Genomic DNA, 21,601 nt, shown 5'->3' on the forward strand with positions numbered 1-21,601 from the left:
GGTTTACGAGGCATCTTGGCAACCGACGACGGCTCAAGCGTGTCACCCGGCACCAACGTCCCGGGACCGCAATCTTAGGCGCAGGATGGGCACAGCCCGCGGTAGGTGACCTCGACCTCGGACACCGTGAAGCCGAACCGTTCCTCGGCCGGGAGGTCGGCCAGCGGATTGCCGGTCGGGTGGACATCGCGGATGGTGCCGCAGTTGGAGCACACCAAATGCTGGTGCGGGTGGTGTGCGTTGGGGTCGTAGCGCTTGGCGCGGCCGTCGGTGGAGACCTCTATGACCTCACCGAGGGAGACCAGCTCGCCCAGGGCGTTGTAGACGGTCGCGCGGGAGATCTCGGGCAGCCGCTGAGCCGCGCGGGCGTGCACCTCGTCGGCCGTGAGATGCACGTGCTCGCCGTCGAGGACCTCCGCAACGACACGCCGCTGGGAGGTCATCCGCCAGCCACGCCCTCGCAGTCGCTCCAGCAGGTCACTCATATTGGTTTCACCTATTCAGGTTCGGTGGGATACCCGAAGTTTACCGGTGGACGTACGGGTTCCGATTGAATACGAGTTTGGCGTGCTTGTTGACCTGGACTCTGTCCATCGTAGGATCGGTTCCGGCGATAGCCAAGGGACAGGAAGACTCCAGTACGGCATGAGACAGAGACGTGATGGGACCACCACCGAGGAGCTGCGCGATGCCGGCCTGCGGGTGACCTCCCTTCAAGTCTTGGGTGAAACCCTCCATGCGCTCCCCGCGGCGGAACTCGTACGCCCGTCGAACCGGCCGGCAGCCAGACCCGGTTCGAGGACGCGCCGGGCCGTCGCCGGCGTCGACCGAGCGGTCGGCGAGGACCTCTGCCTGACCGCGTCCCACGACCACGGCTTCTCGATCCACGAGGCCGAGGTCACCAGTCCTGTGCCCCGACTGCTCCACCGCCCGCAGTTCCTGACCAACGTGATCCGCCCAGTCCGGAAGGATTCCCATGTCTGAGAACCATGATGCAATCGTCGTAGACGCGAAGGCGGAGGGCGGAGGTGGCTGCCCGGTCGCGCACGGGCGCGCCCCCCACCCGACTCAGGGCGGCGGAAACCGCCAGTGGTGGCCGGAGCGGCTCAATCTGAGGATCCTCGCCAAGAACCCCGCCGTGGCCAACCCCCTCGGCGAGGAGTTCGACTACGCGGAGGCGTTCAAGACCCTCGACCTCCCGGCCGTCAAGCAGGACATCGCGGAGGTGCTGACGACCTCGCAGGACTGGTGGCCGGCCGACTTCGGCCACTACGGCCCGTTCATGATCCGTATGGCGTGGCACAGCGCGGGCACCTACCGGATCAGCGACGGCCGCGGCGGGGCCGGGGCCGGCCAGCAGCGCTTCGCCCCCCTCAACAGCTGGCCGGACAACGGGAACCTCGACAAGGCCCGCCGCCTGCTGTGGCCGGTCAAGAAGAAGTACGGCCAGAGTCTCTCGTGGGCCGACCTCATGATCCTCGCCGGCAACGTCGCCCTGGAGTCGATGGGCTTCGAGACCTTCGGCTTCGGCGGCGGTCGTGCTGACGTCTGGGAGCCCGACGAGGACGTCTACTGGGGTCCCGAGACCACCTGGCTCGGCGACGAGCGCTACACCGGCGACCGCGACCTGGAGAACCCCCTCGGCGCGGTCCAGATGGGCCTCATCTACGTCAACCCTGAGGGCCCGAACGGCAATCCGGACCCGCTCGCCGCGGCCCGCGACATCCGTGAGACGTTCCGCCGGATGGCGATGAACGACGAGGAGACGGTCGCCCTGATCGCGGGCGGTCACACCTTCGGCAAGACCCACGGTGCGGGCCCTGCGGACAACGTGGGCGCCGACCCCGAGGCCGCCTCGATCGAGGAGCAGGGCCTCGGCTGGGCGAACGCCTACGGCACCGGCAAGGGTGGCGACACGATCACCAGCGGTCTCGAGGGTACCTGGACGCACACCCCGATCACTTGGGACAACAGCTTCTTCGAGATCCTGTTCGGCCACGAGTGGGAGCTGTTCAAGAGCCCCGCGGGCGCGCACCAGTGGAGGCCGAAGGACGGCGCCGGGGCGGACACCGTCCCCGACGCCCACGACGCGTCGAAGAGCCACGCCCCGACGATGCTGACGACCGACCTCTCGCTCCGGTTCGACCCGGCCTACGAGCAGATCTCGCGGCGCTTCCTCGAAGACCCCGACGAGTTCGCGGACGCTTTCGCCCGCGCGTGGTACAAGCTGACCCACCGTGACATGGGCCCGATCGTGCGCTACCTCGGCCCTGAGGTCCCGGCCGAGACGCTGCTGTGGCAGGACCCCCTCCCCGCTGTGACGCACGAGCTCGTCGGCGCCGAGGACATCGCCTCCCTCAAGAGCCAGATCCTCGCCTCGGACCTGACGGTGTCCCAGCTCGTGTCCACCGCGTGGGCGTCGGCCTCGTCCTTCCGCGGCAGCGACAAGCGCGGCGGCGCCAACGGTGCGCGCATCCGCCTCCAGCCGCAGAGCGGGTGGGAGGCCAACGACCCCGACCAGCTGGCGACGGTGCTGCGCACCCTGAAGGGGATCCAGCAGGCCTTCAACGCCGCCCAAGGCGGCGGCAAGCAGATCTCGCTCGCCGACCTGATCGTGCTCGCCGGCGGTGCGGGCGTCGAGCAGGCCGCCAAGGACGCCGGTTTCGACGTCGAGGTCCCCTTCACGCCGGGCCGCGTGGACGCGTCGCAGGAGCAGACCGACGTGGAATCTTTCGCCGCGCTCGAGCCGACCGCCGACGGGTTCCGCAACTACCTCGGGAAGGGCAACCGACTGCCGGCCGAGTACCTGCTGCTCGACCGGGCGAACCTGCTGACTCTGAGCGCCCCCGAGCTGACGGTCCTCGTCGGCGGGCTCCGCGTGCTGGGGGCGAACTACCAGCAGTCGCCGCTCGGCGCCTTCACCACGACCCCCGGGTCTTTGACCAACGACTTCTTCGTCAACCTCCTCGACCTGGGCACGACGTGGAAGGCGACGTCCGAGGACCAGAACACATTCGAGGGCCGCGACGCCGCCACGGGCGAGGTCAAGTGGACCGGCAGCCGTGCCGACCTCGTCTTCGGGTCGAACTCCGAGCTGCGCGCGCTCGCGGAGGTCTACGCGAGCGATGACGCGAAGGAGAAGTTCGTGAACGACTTCGTCGCGGCGTGGGACAAGGTGATGAACCTCGACCGGTTCGACCTCGTCTGATCATGACGTCCAGGTCGGCCCGCGCCGGCCGGCCTGGACGTCCTCAGCCCGAGAAATCTCGACACCGTCCGCCTCCGGCGCGACGTCGAGAGGGTCGCGGTCGGTGCAGGAGGCGAGCCGTGAGCGTGCCCGCGCGGTCAGCGCGACCCGCGGAGGCGGGCAGGGCCGCAACCTCGTGGTCGCGCTCCCGGCCACAACCTCGCTCTCGCCGCTTGAAAAGAACCGCCCCAGACGCGGCCCGGACCTGCCAGATCACAGCCTTGTGTCACATGCTTCAGTAGGGTCGCGGAGCTCGCCTGTCTTTGCGCTGTGCCAGTTCCTCCTCGTCGACGAGGACGAGCATGGGCTTGCCAGGCTCGCACATCATCGTGACGAGGAAGCGACTCCGGGCGTCGGCGCGATTGTTGCCGTCCTGGTAGTGGATCACATCGCCTCCTGGCTCCCAGAACGCCTCCCCGGCCCGGATCACCCGCTCGGGCTCTCCCTCCAGCTCGAACAGCTGCAACTCAATGACACCGAGCGTAACCATTTGTTCGCCCTGGCCATACCCACCCGGCAGCGGCCGCGCGCGACAGCGACGCAGCGTGCCCGCCCCGGACTGTTGCGATCCCTGGAGAATGTCGCCGACATCCCGGCACTGATCCTGGGACACCGCCCGGACGTCCTGGCCACCAAGCGCCTGGCCGGCGCCTTCTACCTCGATTTCGACGCCCTGCCGGCCGGCGAGCGGAACATGGCCCGCTACGTCTTCCTCAACGACGCGGCCCGCGATCTCTACGTCGACTGGCCCGGGACCGCCCGCGACATCGTGGGCATGCAACGGCGGTCGGACTGACCGGCGCGCACTGCATCAAAGGCCCGACGTGGGGGCGCTGAAGGCAGCCGAACGGCACGGGAGGTGCGGTGGGACCGGGTGCCGCGCACCCGGTCCCACCTCTCTGGCTGCAGCCGAGTGCCGGATCGACCGCGGTCGATCCCGCCCGACGGGCTGCTTTCAGGTGACGTCAGCGCAGGCCGAACGCCCGGGTGATCGTCTGCGAGACGCTGTTGTCGGCACTGTCCCGGGCGGTGACCCGCAGGCTGACGAAGCCGGCGGTCTTCGGGGCCTTGAGGCTCGTCCGCCATCCGTCACCGTGACGGTCCAGCTCGGACCGCTGCCAGGTCGCCCCGTCGTCGTACGAGATCTCGACGGAGACCTTCCCGATGGCGGCCTTCGTCCCGGGCAGATGCGATGCGGTCACCATCAGCTTGGCGCGCCGGTCTGCCCGGCCCGCCTTGTCGGTGTCCACACCGTAGTCGAGCTGGACCAGCGGCAGGGACTCGGCCGACTCGCTCCCGGTGGCCGCCGAGGTGAACTTCCACTCGGTCAGCGTATGCGTGGAGTACGGATGGGCCCAGGCACCCCGGTCGTTGTCGACCACCAGCCGGTAGGGCAGCCGCTCCGCGGCGAGCCCAGGTACCGGCAGGAACTCGGAGTTACCCCAGTTGAGTTGCCGGTCGCCCTGGTAGAGCGACATCCAGTTCTTCACGTCGTAGTTGCCACGGGCTTCTCCGACATGGCCGGCGCCGGAGTCACCCCAGCCGGGCGCGGGAATGTACACCGTGTCGAGGTAGCGCACCGGCTGATAGCCGATCGGACCCATCCGGGGCCGCTGGATCGGTCCGAACCAGTTGACCTTGCCGGTCTTCCCGGCCGGGTAGCGCAAGACACCGGCCGAGTGCTGCCCGGTCTCCGTGGGGATGAAGGCGTCTTCCAGCCATGCGGCGTCGGAGGTGACCCAGTCGGTCCGCTCTCCCTGTGCGGGAGCGGTGAGCTGGTTTCCGGCGGTCCAGCCTCGCCAGACGTCGTAACGGAACTCGTTCGACTTGCCGGGCCGGTGGTTGCGGAAGGCGACGTCCACCCGGCCCAGGTCGCTGGGCTCCACCCGCCAGGTCGGGTCCGCCGGGACGGCGCCGGACCAGTGGTGCACCACGTCGTAGAGGTAGTCGGTGGTGGGGTGCGAGGTGACCTTCAGTCCGACTCCGCCGCGCTGGAGCGCGTCGATCAGGTCACCGCCCTGGCCGGCGTTGAGCGTTGCCACCGTCAGCGGGGCCGGGCTCTCGGGGCTCCAGGGACTCTCGTCCCAGGGCTGCAGTCGGCCGATGCCGTCGTTGACGACGAGGAGCACGCGCGCGCCCGCCGCCGCGGCGGCCTTCGCCTGCTCCTGGATCGCGACGGTGTCGCTGCGCCGGACCACCACGGCCTTGCCGCGCACGTCGTGCCGCGCCAGCTCCTCGCCCGTACCCTCGGCGGCGAAGACCGCCGTCAGGGTCCGGGTGCCGGCCGGCAGCGGCTTGGCCGCACGCTTGACCAACGGGTCGTGGTAAGTCTCCGACTGCGTGCCCATGGTCAGCGCCGGCTGTTCGAGGCGGAAGCGGGCGCCGAACTCGAACTCTCCGTCGGTGACCTTCTTGCCGGTCGGCAGCGCCCAGATGCTGTCGTAGGACGCGTTGGGCATCATGGAGGACTCGACCAGGCTGTCGGTGAACGACCGGTGGATGTCCAGTCGCGGAGCGACCGCGGTGGTCTGCCTCGGCACGTGGGCGAGGATCTGACGGGCCTTCCGGCCGTCCAGGATAACGGTCCGGTCCTGGTCCAACTGGACGTCGTTGAAGGCGAGCATCGCCATGCCCAGCGAGTGCGGCCCGTTGGCCCCCTGCACGTCGGCGGTGAGCCATCCGCTGTAGTTGCCGACGGGCAGGCGCACGGTGCCGGTGCCGGATTCGTCGAGCTCGATCGCCGTGAAGAGACGGGCGGCGGTGAGGAGGACCTTGCCGGAGAGCGGCTTGCCCGACCGGTCCTTCGCGATGACGGTCAGGCTCTGCCGCCGTCCCTCCTTGGCGGCGCCGATCAGGGTCCGGGCCCGGACCTTTCCGGTGCCGTCCTTGCCGGTGATCATGCCGCTGATCTGCTGGTCGCCCAACAGCCGGTCCAGGTCCGCGGTCAGGAGGACCGAGGAGGTGCCACGCGCGGGGATGGTGACCCGGTCGTCGGAGAGGGTGAACAGCCCCGCGGGGGCGGCCGCGTCGATTGCCAGGTCCAGGCTGACCGGGGCGTCGCCGGTGTTGGTGTACGTCACCTTCTGGGCGTCGGTCTCTCCCGGCTTGTGGGGCCAGGGGTGGAAACCGGAGAACGCGCTGGCGGTCGCGAAGACCGAGGTGTTCACCGCCGCCAGGGCGTCGAGCCGCCCACTGCCCGCCTGGTAGGGGCTGTACGACGGAGTGGCCTTGGCACTGCTGACCAGTGCCTCCTTCAGCTGCGGGCCGGTCCAGTCGGGGTGCGTGGCGGCCAGCAGCGCGGCAGCGCCGGCGACGTGCGGTGTCGCCATCGACGTGCCGCTCATCGTGGTGTAGTGGCCCGAGCCGCCCCGCCGGTACTGGGAGCGTGCCGCGAGGATGTCGACGCCGGGCGCGGTGATTTCGGGCTTCAGCCCGAAGTCGCCGTCCCGCGGGCCCTGGCTGGAGAACTCGGCCAGCCGGTCCGCGGAATCGACGGCGCCGACGGTCAGCGCGGAGTCCGCGGCGCCGGGGCTGCTGATGGACTTCGGGCCGCCGTTGCCCGCCGCGATGACGAACAGCGCGCCGGTCTCGCGGCTGAGTTGGTCGACCGCCTGGCTCATCGGGTCGGTGGCGTCGCCGCCGCCGCCCAGGCTCATGCTGATGATCTTGGCCTTTTGATCCCGGGCCGCCCACTCCATGCCCGCGATGATCCAGGACGACTCGCCCCCACCATTGGCGTCGAGCACCTTGCCGATGGCCAGCCGAGCGCCGGAGGCGACGCCTCGCTCCTTCCCGTCGGAGGCGCTGCCAGTGCCGGCGACCGTCGAGGCGACGTGGGTGCCATGGCCGTGACGGTCGGTGATCTCCGGCTCGTACGGGATGAAGCTGGCGCTGTCGTCGACCTGCCCGGCGAGATCAGGGTGTTCGAGGTCCACACCGGTGTCGAGCACCGCGACCTTCACATCCTTGCCGGTGTTCCCCTGCGACCAGACCTGCTGCGCACCGATCTGGGCGGTCGAGTCGGCCAGGTTGGCCCTCACCTTGCCGTCCAGCCAGACCTTGGCAATGCCACCCGCGAAGGCCGGCTTCGCCGACCGGGCCGCCGCGCCGGAACCGCCCGTGAGCGCGGACCAGAACGCCGGAGCCTGCTTGCGGTTCTGCGCGAGGGCCGCGCCCTGAATGCTGTTCAGCCGGCGGACGACCTTCGAGCCGGCCACGTTCGGCTGGGTCCGGGACCTGGCGGCAGCGTCGGTGTAGCTCACGATGAGCGGCAACCGGTCGGCGTGAGCGTCGTCGTAACCGTCAGCGATCAGCCGGGTCACGTTGAACAGCTGCTTGTCCAGCTTCCCGGCGCTGACATACGGCAGGACGGCGTCCGGATAGACGTACGTCGAGCCGTCGATGACGGCGCGGTGGAAACCTGTGGCGGCTCCGTTCGCACCTTCGAATGACCGGACGGCCGTGCCGTCGGCGGCGGAACCGATCGTGACCTTGTCACCGGTGATCAGGGTGACGGTGTGTGTGCCGCCGGCTCCGAGTGACTGAAGTACGGCGCCGGCAGGCGGCACCGGCCCGGCCGGGTTCGCAGGGGAACTCGCAGGGGCAGCGGAGGCTGGCATGACGCCCATCGCCAGGGCGGCGACCGCGGCGAGCGCGATCTGCCCTGGTCTGGGTATGGGAACGACAGGCAAGGAGACCCCCAAAAGGGAAGCTGAGGACGGGAGATGATCTGGATGATCGGGGCGCCTTCTGCCTCGCACAATGGGGTTGGGCTGGCGCTACGGTGACATGACGCAGATGCGACACCGCCGGAACGGGCTCCGGGCACGGCAAGAACTCGGACGCACCACCAGCACCAGCACCAGCCCGTGCCGCGTACGGCCGCGGAGGTGGAGATCGACAGCACCGTCCTCCCGGTGGCTACCGCCGTTCCCCGGGCCGCGCGTGCATGTCGGAGTCGCGCCTCCGCCCGCCGCGCGCCTGCTCCGTCCTAAGCCCGGCCCGTGAGGCCACCGGCCCCCGCGCTTTCGCGGCGCCGGGGCGGCCGCATTCCCTTGCCAACTCCTGCTCTCTGGCGAGAACTTGGCCGGGCAGGCGACGCGCGGGACCAAGCGCCGAGAGGTCACCGTTCCAGCGCCCACGGGCGCCGACCGCCTGGATGTGTTCTGACGGCGCCACGCTGTGTCCGCGTCGCCGTTGCGACATGTCGCATCTGTGACACCTGATACCCAGTGACATGCCCTGTGACGTCAGCGGATTGTGTCGTACACCGCATGACCGCAAGCTGCATGAAAGGTGTTCAACAGATGGCATGGATCCGCCTATCGGCGGCTATATCGACCGTACTGGTGGTGACAGTCGGGGCCGTATCGCCCGTCTCCGCCGGGACGACATCGGATGGAACGGCGCAATTCGCCGACCGCGAGAAGGCGGTCTCCGCCACCGTGCGACTGCTGACCGGCGACCGGGTGACTGTGACAACGTTGCCCGGCGGGCGGCGCACCGCGTCGGTGCAGCCCGGACCCGGGCGCGAGCGCTTCTCCTTCCGGACGCTGGAGGGTGACGACAAGGCGCTGACCGTGCTGCCGTCGGACGCCGAGGCGCTGGTGACCGCCGGCACACTGGACCGCCGGCTCTTCAACGTGACGGCCCTGATCTCCCAGGGTTACGACGAGGCCCACACCTCCGTGCTTCCGCTGATAATCTCCTCCGAGTCGTCACCGGACGGGACCAGGGGTACCGCGCGGGCGGCGAAGGCCGCCGCGGCCGCTGCCGACCGGTTGATGACGTTCAACACGGCCGCGACGCCGGCCCGTAGCCTGACGAGCATCGACGCGCGGTCGCTGCGGATCGCGGGCGGCGATCTGGGCCGGTTCTGGAAGACGCTGAACCCCGGGGGAACGTCCGACGCCGCCCGTGCCGCGATCACTCCGCGCATCTCGCTGGACGGCAAGGTGAAGGCGGTGCTGGACCGCAGCACCGCGCAGATCAACACGCCCGCCGCCTGGAAGGCCGGTTACGAAGGCCAGGGCGTCAAGGTGGCGGTCCTCGACACCGGTGTCGACGCGAACCACCCCGACCTGGCCGGACGCATCGCGGAGGCCAAGGACTTCTCCGGCAGCGCGGGCACGAACGACGCCTTCGGCCACGGCACGCACGTCGCCTCGACCGTCAGCGGCACGGGCGCCGCGTCGGCCGGGACCCGGCGCGGTGTCGCGCCCCACGCCGACCTGCTGATCGGCAAGGTGCTGGGCGACGACGGCTTCGGGACCGAGTCGTCCGTCATCGACGGCATGGAGTGGGCGGCCTCCCAGGACGCCGAGGTCGTCAACATGAGCCTCGGCTCGGACGCCCCCACCGACGGCACCGACTCCATGAGCCAGGCCGTCAACACGCTGACCGCGTCCACCGACACGCTCTTCGTCGTCGCCGCGGGCAACGCGGGCCAGAACGGCCTGTCCACCATCGGCTCGCCGGGCGCGGCCGATGCCGCGCTGACCGTCGGGGCCGTCGACCGCGACGACTCCCTCGCCCCCTTCTCCAGCCGCGGCCCGCGCCTCGGCGACGCGGCGGCCAAGCCCGACGTGACCGCCCCCGGGGTCGGCATCGTCGCCGCCCGCGGGTCCGGCACCACCATGGGCAGCCCGGTCGACGCCAACTACACCGCCGCGTCCGGCACGTCGATGGCGACCCCGCATGTCGCCGGCGCCGCCGCGCTGCTAGCCCAGCAACACCCTGACTGGGGCGCCCAGCAGCTCAAGGACGCCCTGATCAGTACCTCGCACACGGTGCCCGGCACCAAGGTGACCGAGCAGGGCGGCGGCCGTATCGACCTGGCCACGGCCATGGGCCCGGTCACGGCCACCGGTTCCGTCGCCTTCACCCCGATCCAGGCCGGCGGTACGGACGGGCAGCAGCAGTCGGCCACCGTCCGCTACACCAACAGCGGTGACCACCCGCTCACGCTCGCCCTGGCCGTCAGCCTGGCCACAGACTCCGGGCGCGCGCTCGCAGACGGAGTGGTCCGCCTCGGCTCCAACACCGTGCAGCTGGCCCCCGGCGCCACGGCCGAGGTGCCGGTGCGCCTCGACGCTGCGAACGCCGCCCGCGGCAAGTACTACGGATACGTCACCGCAAAGTCCGCCGACGGGACCGTGCTCACCCACACCACCGTCTCCCTCGCGGTGAAAGGTAAGCAGCACCGGCTGACCGTCGTCTACCGCGACCGCGACGGCAAGGTCGTGCCCGGCGCGCTGCCGAACATCTGGGGCCCCGAAGGGTTCATGTCCTACACGGACCGCGACGCGGGCGTCGCCGTGCTGGAAGAGGGCACCTACTACCTCAACTCCGGTTTCTTCGACACGGTCGACGACGGCATCGAAGCGGGCGAAATCGTCCACCCCGAGGTGAAGGTCACCAAGGACACGACGGTGACGCTGAACGCCGCCGACGTCACGGAGGTGAAGATCCGCACACCGCGCCCGGCCGAGCAGCGCGGCATCCTCAGCACTCTTATTTACCGCCAGATCGACGGATACGGCCTGCTCCAGGGCCACATGATGTTCGACGAGGTCAAGCGGCTCTACGTCAGCCGCGTTGCTCCGGTCACCGATGGCACCTTCGAGTTCAACTCGCGCTGGCAGATGGCGGCCCCGGACCTGCAGGCGAAGGTATCCGGCAGCTCACTCGGACTCAACGCGTACTACGCGGCCACCTCCGCGGCCTTCGAGGACCGGGGCGCGCGGCTGACCGCCGTCGACGCCGGCACCTCGGAGGCGCCCGACTTCCGCGGCGCGCGCGGCAAGGCGGCCGTCGTACGAATGGCCGACTCCGGTACGGGCGACACCCGTGCGCTCGCGCAGGCGGCGAAGGCCGCGGGAGCCAAGGCACTGCTCATGGTGTGCCCGGAGTGGGATGTTGCCTGGACGCGGTGGCACCCGGACGGTGACCGGACGGCCCTGCCCACCGTCCGGATCTCCTCGAAGGAAGGCTCCGCCCTGCTGGAGCGCGTCAGGAAGGACACCACGACCCTGGAGTTCTCCGGCACGGTGCGCAGCCCCTACCACTACGACGTGATGCAGACCTCCAAGGGCTCCATCCCCAAGAACCTGGTCCACACGGTTTCCGAGAAGGACAGCGCCGTGGTCCGCAGCACGTACACCCGCACCGGTGCCTCGTCATGGACGAGCGAGCAGCGTTTCGGGTGGCGGCCGTACCAGGCCACCGCGTGGAACGACTACAGCCGCTACGTTCCGGTGGGCGGGGAACGCGTCGAGTACGTCACCGGCGGGGACACGCTGTGGAGCCACACCGTGCACCACAATGTCGTCGGCAACCCTGACAGGCCGCTGAACGTCGGTATGAGGGACGTGCCGCACACGTACGTGCCCGGTCAGCGTGCGACGGAGCGGTGGTACGGAGCTCCGGTCCGCCCGTCGATCCCGCGCGGTGCGCCCTGGCCGTCGGTGCGCAACGGCGACACCCTGTCGGTGTTCGTTCCGGAATTCAGCGACTCCGACACGGGCCACTGGGCGTTCGGCGAGATCCCCTTCAACCCGGGTGGCGGCGGCGTCCGCCTCGGCGCTCCGGCGGCCTCCGCGGCCGACACGCCCGACACGGCCTCGGCGGTGCTGTACCGGAACGGGCAGCGGATCGCCGAGTCCGACAACGGCGCGTGGGGCGACATCGAGGTGCCTTCGGGCAACGCCGAGTACCGGCTGGACCTGGCGACCGCCCGCGTGTCGGACGACTGGCGCTTCGGCACCGGCACACGTACGTCGTGGACGTTCCGCTCGGACACGGCCGCCGCATCGGCGCTGCTGCCCCTGCTTCAGGTCGACTACGGCGTGCCGGCCGACGCACTGAACGCGGTGAGCTCGGCACGGCGGTACGCCCTCGGCCTGAACGTCCGGATGCAGGACGGCATGGCGGCGCCGCGCGGCGTGTCGCTGAAGGTCGAGACGTCCTACGACGACGGGCGGACCTGGACCACTGCCACCACGGCCCGCAAGGGCAGCGGCTTCACCGCCGCCGTGGAGCGGCCGGCCCGGGTGCACGGCGACGCGTACGTGACGCTGCGCGTGACCGCGAAGGACGCGGCCGGCAACACCGTTCGGCAGACAGTGGACCGCGCCTACCTGCACCGCGGCGCACGGTGACGGTGACCGTGAGGGTGGGTTGTCCCTCTTGAAGTCGCGGCGGGTGCCGGGGGTGTAGGCCCCGGCACCCGCCGTGTCATGCGTAGGACACTCAGGTACAGTCCAACCTTCAACGATATGTTGTCCGTACGCCTGCGCGAACTCGGCCAGGCCAGGAGGGACGCGGCATGCTCGAGGCGGCTGGCCTCACGGCGGTCGAGGAGACCGTCTACCGGCTTCTGATCACGACCGCCTCGGCCACGGCCGACGAGATCGCCTCGCAGACCGGACTCGCAGCCGGGGAGGCCGAAGGCATCCTCGCGATGCTCGCCACCCAGGGACTCGCCAGTCCCACCGACCGGCAGCCCCGCCAGTTCACCGCGGCCTCCCCTGATGTAGCCCTGCTGCCGCGCCTGCAACGCAACGCCGACGCCCTCGACCAGGCCCGCGCCGCCGTCACCGACCTGCTGGAAAGCTACCGCAGCACCCGGCGCCGCCAGGACGCCGGCCAGCTCATCGAGGTAATCACCGGCGCCGGGGCGCTGCGCCAGCACCTGCGCCAACTGCAGGACAACGCCCGCCACGAGATGCTGTGGTTCTGCAAGGCCCAGTACGTCGCCATGCCCTCGGGAAGTAATCGCGCCGAGTACGAAGCCCTGGCGCGCGGTGTCCGCTACCGCGTCCTGTACGAGCGGGCCTTCTTCGACGACGACGGCGCCGTTGACAACGTTGTTAAAGGCGTCCGCGCCGGCGAGGTCGCCCGCTCCGTCCCCCACCTCCCCCTGCGGCTCGCCGTCGCCGACCGGGCCATGGCCATCTGCCCGCTCGTACCCGGCGGCCCGTACGGCAGCCCCAGCGAACCCACGGCGGCACTGCTGCGCGACAGCAGCCTCCTGGAGGCACTGACCGCCCTCTTCGAACGCTATTGGGAGGACGCCGTGCCGCTGCACGTCAGCGACTCCGGCACGGTCGAAGCCGGCGACGCCGACGACTCGGCCCCCCTTGGCGAGACCGACCGCAGGCTGCTCTCGCTCCTGGTCGCGGGCGTCGCCGACAAGGCCATCGCCAGTCAGATGGGGCTGAGCCGCCGCACCGTCCAGCGCCACATCCAGCACATGATGACCCTCGCCGGCGCCGCGACCCGTATGCAGCTCGCCTGGCAGGCGGCCCGCCGGGGCTGGCTGTAGCGAGAACGGAGCGCGTGAAGCGCCCGTGACGGCGGTCATGGGAGACATGGCGCGCTGCGTCATGGCCGGGGGCGTGTGACGCCCCGACGTCTCCAGCAGTGCCGAGGACCGGTTGAACACGCTCGGACAGCTCACTGGCCGGATACTCGAGCGAACGGCACCTCCTTACGTTGTTGATGGGTTGATCCCGGTCACTCGCAGGCTCGGGAGGCCCAGACATGTCGCGGGTGGCTGGGAACCACTGGTTCTTCTTGTTGGAACCGTGACGGACCACAGGTCGTGATAGCAGCGGAAGAGGCGCCGAGAAATGGGGAGGTCGCTGTGGTCACCAGTGGTGTACGGATCGAGGGCAACAGTCTGCTGCTCGGCGGCGGGGCGCAGATCCGTTTCATCCGTACGCTGCGCCTGCCGGAGTCAGGGACACATCCGCTCCCGCCGGGGCTCGGCGAGTTCCCGGTGCGACGCGTCGAAGACTTTCCCGGCACCGTGCCGCGACAGTGGCTGGCCCGGGGCGGAGTGATGCTGCCGGTGTACCTGCGGGAGGCCATATGGCTGAGCTTCGCGGGCAGCCGGGAACCCGCGGCGCTCCAGATCGGCGTCGGCAAAGTATGTGCAGTTTCCGGCACGCGGTGGACCGGCCGGCTGACGCGAGAGCCGCAGAACTATGTCGTACTGCCACGACAGCCGTGGCTGGACGGCATCAACTCCGGACAGGGGACGGTGCGTCAGTTCGTTGCCGTGCCACTCGGTCTGGGGGCCACAGTTGAAGGCCAGGTCACCGGCGAAGAGACCACGGGAGGGGTTCAGCTCCAGGCTTTCCCGCTGTCCCGGGCGGCGCTTGACGCCTGGCGCGAAGAGCAGCGCATACAGGCGGAGCGAGCAGCGGCACGGGCCCGCTCGGCTGCCGCACCGAGGTGGACCGGTGCACCGATGCCCGCACCGGCCGCACCGGGCGGCGGCTACGGTGCGGCGTTCCCCGTAGCCATGGCCGCACCGGCGCCTCCGGCCGGGCCGCCCCCGCCGGCGGCTGCCATGGGACTGGGAGTAGGTGGGTCCATGCGGCAGGAGGTCTATCAGGACGACCGGCCCATGTCCGATTGGGCCGAGGACCCCTCCGGCCGGGTGTTCGTCCACCTGGTGACCCCACCTGACTGGCGCCGCATCACTGGCGAGGAGGCCCCGCCGTCGCCCGTCGACCGCGCCGCCTACACCCGGGCCGGGCTCCCCTGGTTCGACTATTACGACGAGGACGGCACCGACCTGCCGCCGACGGACACCCTGAGCCAGGTCAAGCCGGTCGGCGACTGGCTCGGCGACGACCACACCCCGTGGGCCCCGCCCGGCGTACATCAGGTCCAGCCGCTCGGCGACGTTTTGAAGCCGCCCGGGACTCCGGTGACGGATGGGGATTGGTGACCATAAGGCCGCCCCACCGACGGCGGGGCCGCTGAGGCTCTGGCGCGAACCACCGGAGTAGCGGCTCAGACTGTTCCCGCGCCCTCGCCCAGGTGAGGGACGCGCTGTCCGGCGAGGATCCCGGTGCTTCCGAGAGCATGCCGCAGTACCGGGAGCAGGTCCGGCGCATCGGCCACACACTGTTCGACCTCGTCGCCGCCGAGCCGGCGCTGTGCCGCATCCTGCCGGATCTCCGCGGCCATGCGCCGCGCGCTCGCGAAGCTCGGCAGGGTAAGGAGCTGGACGTGCCATGGCGCGATCCTCTCAGGGAATCGAGCCTCCACCAGACCTGGAGCGGTTCAAGTCACGCGCAGTCCGACTGCGATGTCATTCCACCTGCCTGGCCCGGTCCCGGTATGTCTCAAGGATGCGGAGCCAGACTTCACTGATCGTCGGGAACGCGGGTACGGCGTGCCACAACCGCTCCACGGGTGCCTCGCTGGTGATCAAGACAGTCGCCGAGTACAACAGTTCTTGGACTCCAGGACCGACGAAGGTGACGCCGACGACAGTGCCGCGGTCAAGGTCGATCAGCACGCGTGCCTTGCCGCGGTAGCCGTCGGCATATTGGGCTGCTCCCGCGAGGCGACCTATGTCGTAGTCCACCACGTCGACTCGACGTCCGGTGCGCTCCGCTTCCTGGGTGGTCAGCCCCACACTCGCGACGTCCGGGTCAGTGAAGACCACCTGAGGTACAGCGTCGCTGTCGGCGGTCGCAGCGTGTGTGCCCCACCTGCTGTCATCCAACGGCTCGCCGTTGGCACGGGCCCCGATCACGGCGCCTGCAATCCGCGCTTGGTACTTTCCCTGATGCGTCATCAAAGCCCGATGGTTGACATCGCCGACAGCGTAGAGCCAGCCGTCAGCGACAGCTGTCACGCGGTACGTGTCGTCTGCAGTCAGCCAGTCTCCCGGGATGAGGCCGACGGTTTCCAGGCCGATGTCCGCGGTGTGCGGGGATCGACCAGTTGCGAACAAAATCTCATCCGCGACCATCGAATCACCATTCGCCATGGTGATATGTACCGGGCTGTCTGCGCCGTCCTCCCGCGCGACCTCGGTCACGGAAGTTGCGAAGCGCACGTCCACTCCGGCGTCGCGAAGGGCATCTGCCACCATTTCCCCGGCGAACGGCTCCATCCGACTGAGCAACCCCCTACTCCCCCGGACCAGCATGGTCACCTGGGAACCAAGTGCTTGCCATGCCGTAGCCATTTCGACGGCGACCACACCGCCTCCCACCACGGCGAGCCGACCTGGCACCCGCCGGGCGGCGGTCGCTTCGCGGTTTGTCCACGGACGGACTTTGTCGAGTCCTGGCAGATCCGGGAACGCAGTGACGGTTCCGGTACACACACCGACGGCGTGTCGAGCAGTCAGACGGGCGGTCTCACCGTCCTGAGTGTTAACCACTACCTGCCGCGGACCGTCCAAACGACCGTGGCCTCGGACCAGATCCACCGAAACAGAATTCAGCCAGTCGACTTGGTCCTCGTCTTGCCAGTTGGCGGACATTTTGTCACGGTAAGCAAAGACTGCAGGGACGTCCAGCGATCCCTCAACCGATCGCCGCAGACCTGGGACCCTACGTGCGTCAGCACGCGCCACCACCGGCCGCAGTAGCGCCTTGCTGGGTTCGCACGCCCAAAACGAACACTCTCCGCCGAGCAACTCGTTTTCCACGATCACTGAGGTGAGCCCGGCAGCGCTCGTTCTCTCAGCCAGGTTCTCTCCCGCAGGACCAGCACCGATGACTACGACGTCATAGACGCGAGAAGTGTCGCTCATGGCTGCTCCCGTCGTTCTTGTTGGTTCTCATCGGCTGCATGACGGAGACGATTGGAAGTGACTTCTCCCGCCGCTTCTGCGCACTATCCGTTAGCGGGTTTTGCGGCTATCCCCAACGAAACGGCTCATGAATTCTCAAGCTGGACGTTGCCGATACGTTGTCGATATCGATGGGACGAGTTTCGTGTCGCGCAGCACCACTCCATCTTCCCCCAGGGGTAGAGGCGTCGCCTGGTGGGGACCATGATCCCGGCGAAGTTCTTCTGGGCGGAGCAGTAGTGCGCGGCCGGCCCGGCGTTGATGACTTCGGTTGTGTAGTTGCGCCTCGCGAAGCAGCCTGCCCCGATCGAAGTAGAAGTCTGCTCCACGGGAGTGTGTGGCGACGTGGTGCGCCTGACCGAAGTCCGGGTACCCGCCCACGATCAGCATCGAAGTGCCGGCGGACTGCTGCGAAGTCGGCTCGCAATCCAGGTGCGCGGGCTGTGGCAACTGATCCAGAGGGTCGGCCGGTTCGTAGAAACAGTCCCAGGTGCGGCAGTGCGCAGTGGACGCAAGGCGGGACGGTAGGCACACACCGTGCGATGGGTAACACAAACCGGTACAGCTGGGTGCTTCAGGAGGTCAAGCAGCGGGTCCCCGGCCGTTGAACGAGCCACACGTCTTCGTTGAAAGCGTTCCTCACGGGGTCGACATGGCCGGGGATGTCGGCCCGGAAGTCCTTTGAGTGGAAACCCATTTGGTGGACACCTTGACCCACCTCCCTCGCCATCCGCCGGTCCACACCGCTGCTGCGCCTTCGGCCCTCGTCCGGCCCTCTCGCGCCCCTCCTCAGGCACAGTTAACAAGAACCCTGTAAGTCTTAGCCAAGATCGTGCCCTTCGCCGGGGGTGAACGACGCTTCAGAACGGGCACCGGTCAAACCGGTGACCCTGGTGATGTATTCCCTTGTGCCATGCCGGCCTTCCACTCCGCGTCAAACTCGAAGCAGCCCGGAACCCCCGGCCGCGCTTGGCCCACCGCGGGAACCGGGGCTTCACCAGAAGTCCCGGCAGGCTCTGTCAACTGTGGCCCAAGGCCCCGTCGGCCTCCGAGGGCCCAGAGGATCTACGCCGGGACGATCAAGGCTCAGCAGGCGAATAGGGACCACTCGCTGCGGCGAGATTTGACTGCTGCCCCGCGCTCAGGCGGCTGTCCGCAGAGGCGGGGTGAGTCGAGGCGTGTGGAGTGGGAACGGCTGCGGCCGTTCCCAACCGGCCATCACGCCCCTCCCCTGACAGCGGCTCCAAGCAGAGCAGCGCCGATACGGGCGCCCGCTGCTGTCCCGGCGGTGGCTCCGGATGGCAGGTCACCAGCTGTCGTCCTCTTGCAGAAGCGTCAGCAGACGGAGCGCTTCCACATAGATCCACACCAGAGTCAGCGTGAGACCGAAGGCGGCCAGCCAGGACTCCTCGCCGGGGGCGCCGTGCGTGATGCCGTCCTCCACCTGCTTGAAGTGCAGGGCGAGGAAGGAGGCACCGAGGATGACGCCGATGATGCCGAACAGGATTCCGAGGCCGCCGCTGCGGAAACCCAGGCCGTCACCTGCGCTGAAGGCGGAGAACAGCAGGTTGGCCATGGTGAGCAATAGGAAGCCCACTGCGGCCGCCATCACGAAGCCGTAGAAACGGCGGGTCACACGTATCCAGCGCAGTTTGTACGCGATCAGGACACCGGCGAAGACCGCCATCGTGCCCAGTACGGCCTGGACCACCACACCCGATGAGATGTGGGTCGAAACAGCATTGGAGATGACACCGAGGAAGACGCCTTCGAAGGCCGCGTACCCCAGAATCAGGGCCGGCGACGGCCTGCTCTTGAAGGACTGGATCAGCGAGAGAGCCACTGCGAGCAGAGCGGCGCCGATCGCGATGCCGTACGACATGAGGATGCTGCCCTCGTTGACGGGCAGCAGTACCCATGAAAGCACCGCAGCAAGCACCACCGTACCGAGCGCCAAGGTGGTACGCAGCACGACGTCATCCATGGTCATCACATCGCCGGACACCTGCGGCCGGACATCCTGCGCTGCTTCACCTTCCGGAATCACGGCACCCTTGCGCAGACTGGTCACACCCGCATACGGGTTGACTCTCGCCACCGGGCCCGAAGCGGCTGGCTCACCGTTCCCCCCAGCGCCAGCGCCACGGCTGAAGCCCCGCCGCGAGAACACCGGATTACTACTCTTCAGCGAACGCTTTTCCACGTATGACATTAGGTCGCCTCACTTGCTCGGTCATGCAGGGCTGCAGGCTCTGATCTACCGATCCGCCTCGGCCGGCCTGGGAGTGATCCGCCACCGGGTCCTACCGCGGGCGCACCGCTCGCGGTAGGACCTCGTGTTTCTGCGGACAGATCATCGACACCTCTGCTTGGATGAGGACTCAAAGGTGTGTGCCTTCACCAGTCGGTTGGATGAACTCACCCACCCGCGCATCACCCTCTTAACTAGTGACGACACTCGCATATTCCGTCGTCACCCTTCAAGAGACTGACCTCATAGACGTCATCCTCGATCGACATGGGGCTGCGCGAGGCCGGCGACGACAGCTACTTCGACGCGGCCGGCTTCAAGGCCCAGTCGCAGGACAAGCTCCCTGCGTCGGCAGCGTCCCCGGACGCCGACTACCCTCAACCTGCGCATGGGCCCGCCATGAGGCGATCGTTCTTGATCGGCTCGTGGGCGCCGGCCCATAGGAACCGAGCGAGATAAGACTCCGCCCCGTGCGTCATCACGATGGCGCTGTGTTTAGGGTGCGGGCATGACCTCACAGACGTACCTCTCCGAATTGTTCTCGCTGGACGGCCGGGTCGCTGTGGTGACGGGCGGCAGTTCCGGCATCGGCCGGGCTATCGCCGGGGCCCTCGCACGTGCGGGGGCGAGCGTCGTGGTCGTGGCACGCAGGGAAGCGGAGCTGGCCGCCACGGTCGGTGAGCTGGCAACCGGCGGCTGCCGGGCGGCCTGGGTGAGCGAAGACCTGGGTACCCGCGACGGTGTGCGCGCGGCGGCCGAGAAGGCGGCCGCGGCATTCGGGGAGCCCGACATCCTCGTCAACTGCGCCGGGGTCAACCTGCGGCCGTCCATGGACGAACTGGGCGAGGAGGTGTGGGACACCACGATGGCGGTGAACCTGGAGGCGCCCTACCTGCTGGGACAGCGGTTCGGCCCCGACATGGCCGAACGAGGCTTTGGACGGATCATCCATGTCACCTCCCAACAGGCGCATCGGGCGTTCGTCCAGAGCGGCGCCTACGGGGTGTCCAAGGGGGCGTTGGAGTCTCTGGCACGTTCACAAGCCGAGGCATGGTCGCCGTACGGCGTCACCTGCAACACGCTCGTCCCGGGTTTCGTGATGACGCCGCTCAACGCGCAGCTGTCGTCCGATCCCGAGAAGGTGGCTGCGCTGGCCGCGCGCACAATGGTAGGGCGCAACGGTCTGGCCGAGGACTTCGCGGGCGCAGCGGTGTTCCTGGCGAGCCGCGCCTCCGCCTATGTCACAGGGCAGGCCATCTTCGTCGACGGTGGGTTCTCCGTTCATTGAGTCGGCGGCAGCCTTGGCAAGACGTGTCCCTGGTCATTCGATCTTGCCACGGGCGGACGGCTGTCCCGTCTCTGTCGATCTGGCCCCTGTATCAGGTGATCTGGTCTGATTCGCTCGTCGCGTCAGATGATCTGGTTCGCCGCGAGCGGCGGACTAAGGCGGTGGACAAAGATCGCGTGAGCGGCAGACTGGCCCCATGAACGCATCGGACCCCAAGGCTGACCTTCACTTTTACCTGCAGTCCGCCCGCGATGCCCTGCTCTGGAAGCTCGAAGGGCTCTCGGAGTACGACACCCGCCGCCCGCTGACGCCGACCGGCACTAACCTCCTGGGCCTGGTTAAACACGTGGCCAGCGTGGAACTGGGCTACCTCGGCGACACCTTCGGACGGCCGTCCGGCGAGCCGCTGCCCTGGCTCGAAGACGGCGCTGAGCCCAACGCAGATATGTGGGCCACCGCCGACGAGTCACGCGAGCAGATTGTGGAGCTTTACCGCCGGGCGTGGGCGCACGCGGACGCGACGATCGACGCGTTGGCGCTGGACACGATCGGCAGGGTGCCGTGGTGGCCTAGCAAGGGAAACGAGGTGACGTTGCTTCATGCCGTAGTGCGCGTGATTGCTGATACACACCGGCACGCCGGGCACGCCGATATCATCCGGGAACTCATAGACGGTGCCGTTGGGATGAACAAGGGCAACGACAGCATGGCGCCGGGCGACTCGGCGTGGTGGGAGAGCCATCGAAGCCGGCTGGAGCGCGCGGCTCAGGAAGCCGACCGAGACGCGTAACTTCGGACCAGACGAGTCAGTCGACGACCGGCATCGACTTGCACAGGGATGTCGCTCGTTGGGGTGACGCGCGCGGCCCGCGACATGTTCCCCAACCCGGAGAACGGCATCGAGTGCATCCCGAAACCCCTCGGCGTCTCCGTCGGCACCCTCTACAACCACATATCGCCGACCTGCGCGAACTACGCGCCTCCCGCGTTCCGCGCCAGCTCGGAGGCGCCAAGTTGTTGGAGAACACCTCCGGCACGTGAACAGGCGTCCGCGGCGGTCGCAGCCCTGATGCCTGCCGACACTCGCCGCACGGTCCAAAAGCTGCGGTCGGCTGCACGACACCTGTGACTGCCTGCGCCATGCGCCATGACTCACCCGACGAGTGGCGGTAGCCGATGAGAGCGATGTCGATGCTTACGGAGCCGAGG

The 21,601-nt window shown here is 68.7% G+C and carries 13 protein-coding genes and 1 pseudogene; 8 read left to right on the top strand and 6 right to left on the bottom strand.

Features of this window, described 5'->3' with window-relative positions; translation table 11 throughout:
• Window positions 1-74 precede the first annotated feature (74 nt).
• Window positions 75-485, bottom strand: coding sequence for a Fur family transcriptional regulator (locus AB0M62_RS29955; protein WP_366077457.1), 411 nt, complete (start codon window positions 483-485; stop codon window positions 75-77).
• Window positions 486-645: 160 nt separating this feature from the next.
• Between AB0M62_RS29955 and AB0M62_RS29960 the strand changes: the two genes are divergently transcribed.
• On the top strand, window positions 646-984 hold the full coding sequence (locus tag AB0M62_RS29960; RefSeq protein WP_366077458.1) for a hypothetical protein: 339 nt from the start codon (window positions 646-648) through the stop codon (window positions 982-984).
• On the top strand, window positions 977-3,208 hold the full coding sequence (gene katG / locus AB0M62_RS29965) for a catalase/peroxidase HPI (RefSeq protein WP_366077459.1): 2,232 nt from the start codon (window positions 977-979) through the stop codon (window positions 3,206-3,208). The genes AB0M62_RS29960 and katG overlap by 8 nt, the downstream gene beginning before the upstream one ends.
• A 274-nt stretch (window positions 3,209-3,482) precedes the next feature.
• On the opposite strand, the pseudogene AB0M62_RS29970 reads toward katG, so the two are convergent.
• Window positions 3,483-3,704 (bottom strand): annotated as a pseudogene (locus AB0M62_RS29970) (cupin); the annotation flags it as partial.
• 33 nt (window positions 3,705-3,737) lie between these two features.
• Between AB0M62_RS29970 and AB0M62_RS29975 the strand changes: the two are divergent.
• On the top strand, window positions 3,738-4,043 hold the full coding sequence (locus AB0M62_RS29975; RefSeq protein ID WP_366077460.1) for a hypothetical protein: 306 nt from the start codon (window positions 3,738-3,740) through the stop codon (window positions 4,041-4,043).
• Window positions 4,044-4,212: 169 nt separating this feature from the next.
• Here AB0M62_RS29975 and AB0M62_RS29980 read toward each other — a convergent pair whose 3' ends face one another.
• The gene (locus AB0M62_RS29980; protein WP_366077461.1) at window positions 4,213-7,938 is read right to left on the bottom strand and encodes a S8 family serine peptidase; all 3,726 of its coding nucleotides are present in this window, start codon (window positions 7,936-7,938) and stop codon (window positions 4,213-4,215) included.
• A 615-nt stretch (window positions 7,939-8,553) separates the two neighbouring features.
• On the opposite strand from AB0M62_RS29980, the gene AB0M62_RS29985 reads away from it, so the two are divergent.
• The 3 genes from AB0M62_RS29985 (at window position 8,554) to AB0M62_RS29995 (ending at window position 14,987) form a co-directional block, all read left to right on the top strand.
• Complete coding sequence (locus tag AB0M62_RS29985) at window positions 8,554-12,405, top strand: S8 family serine peptidase (RefSeq protein ID WP_366077462.1); 3,852 nt, start codon at window positions 8,554-8,556, stop codon at window positions 12,403-12,405.
• A gap of 167 nt (window positions 12,406-12,572) precedes the next feature.
• Window positions 12,573-13,571, top strand: coding sequence for a helix-turn-helix domain-containing protein (locus tag AB0M62_RS29990; protein ID WP_366077463.1), 999 nt, complete (start codon window positions 12,573-12,575; stop codon window positions 13,569-13,571).
• Window positions 13,572-13,892: 321 nt separating this feature from the next.
• Complete coding sequence (locus tag AB0M62_RS29995) at window positions 13,893-14,987, top strand: hypothetical protein (protein ID WP_366077464.1); 1,095 nt, start codon at window positions 13,893-13,895, stop codon at window positions 14,985-14,987.
• A gap of 65 nt (window positions 14,988-15,052) precedes the next feature.
• Here the strand turns inward: AB0M62_RS29995 and AB0M62_RS30000 are convergent, their stop codons facing one another.
• The 3 genes from AB0M62_RS30000 to AB0M62_RS30010 all read right to left on the bottom strand — a co-directional run bounded on the left by AB0M62_RS30000 (window position 15,053) and on the right by AB0M62_RS30010 (window position 19,041).
• Window positions 15,053-15,229, bottom strand: coding sequence for a hypothetical protein (locus AB0M62_RS30000; RefSeq protein ID WP_366077465.1), 177 nt, complete (start codon window positions 15,227-15,229; stop codon window positions 15,053-15,055).
• 124 nt (window positions 15,230-15,353) lie between these two features.
• Entirely contained in the window at window positions 15,354-16,814 is a 1,461-nt protein-coding gene (locus AB0M62_RS30005) for an NAD(P)/FAD-dependent oxidoreductase (RefSeq protein ID WP_366077466.1), read from the bottom strand.
• Between the two features lie 1,345 nt (window positions 16,815-18,159).
• On the bottom strand, window positions 18,160-19,041 hold the full coding sequence (locus AB0M62_RS30010) for a Bax inhibitor-1/YccA family protein (RefSeq protein WP_366077476.1): 882 nt from the start codon (window positions 19,039-19,041) through the stop codon (window positions 18,160-18,162).
• A gap of 571 nt (window positions 19,042-19,612) precedes the next feature.
• On the opposite strand from AB0M62_RS30010, the gene AB0M62_RS30015 reads away from it, so the two are divergent.
• Entirely contained in the window at window positions 19,613-20,392 is a 780-nt protein-coding gene (locus AB0M62_RS30015) for an SDR family oxidoreductase (protein ID WP_366077467.1), read from the top strand.
• 196 nt (window positions 20,393-20,588) lie between these two features.
• Window positions 20,589-21,182, top strand: a complete 594-nt coding sequence (locus tag AB0M62_RS30020; protein WP_366077468.1) for a DinB family protein — start codon at window positions 20,589-20,591, stop codon at window positions 21,180-21,182.
• Window positions 21,183-21,601 lie beyond the last annotated feature (419 nt).

This window comes from Streptomyces sp. NPDC051219, from assembly GCF_040682335.1.
Lineage (GTDB): Bacteria > Actinomycetota > Actinomycetes > Streptomycetales > Streptomycetaceae > Streptomyces.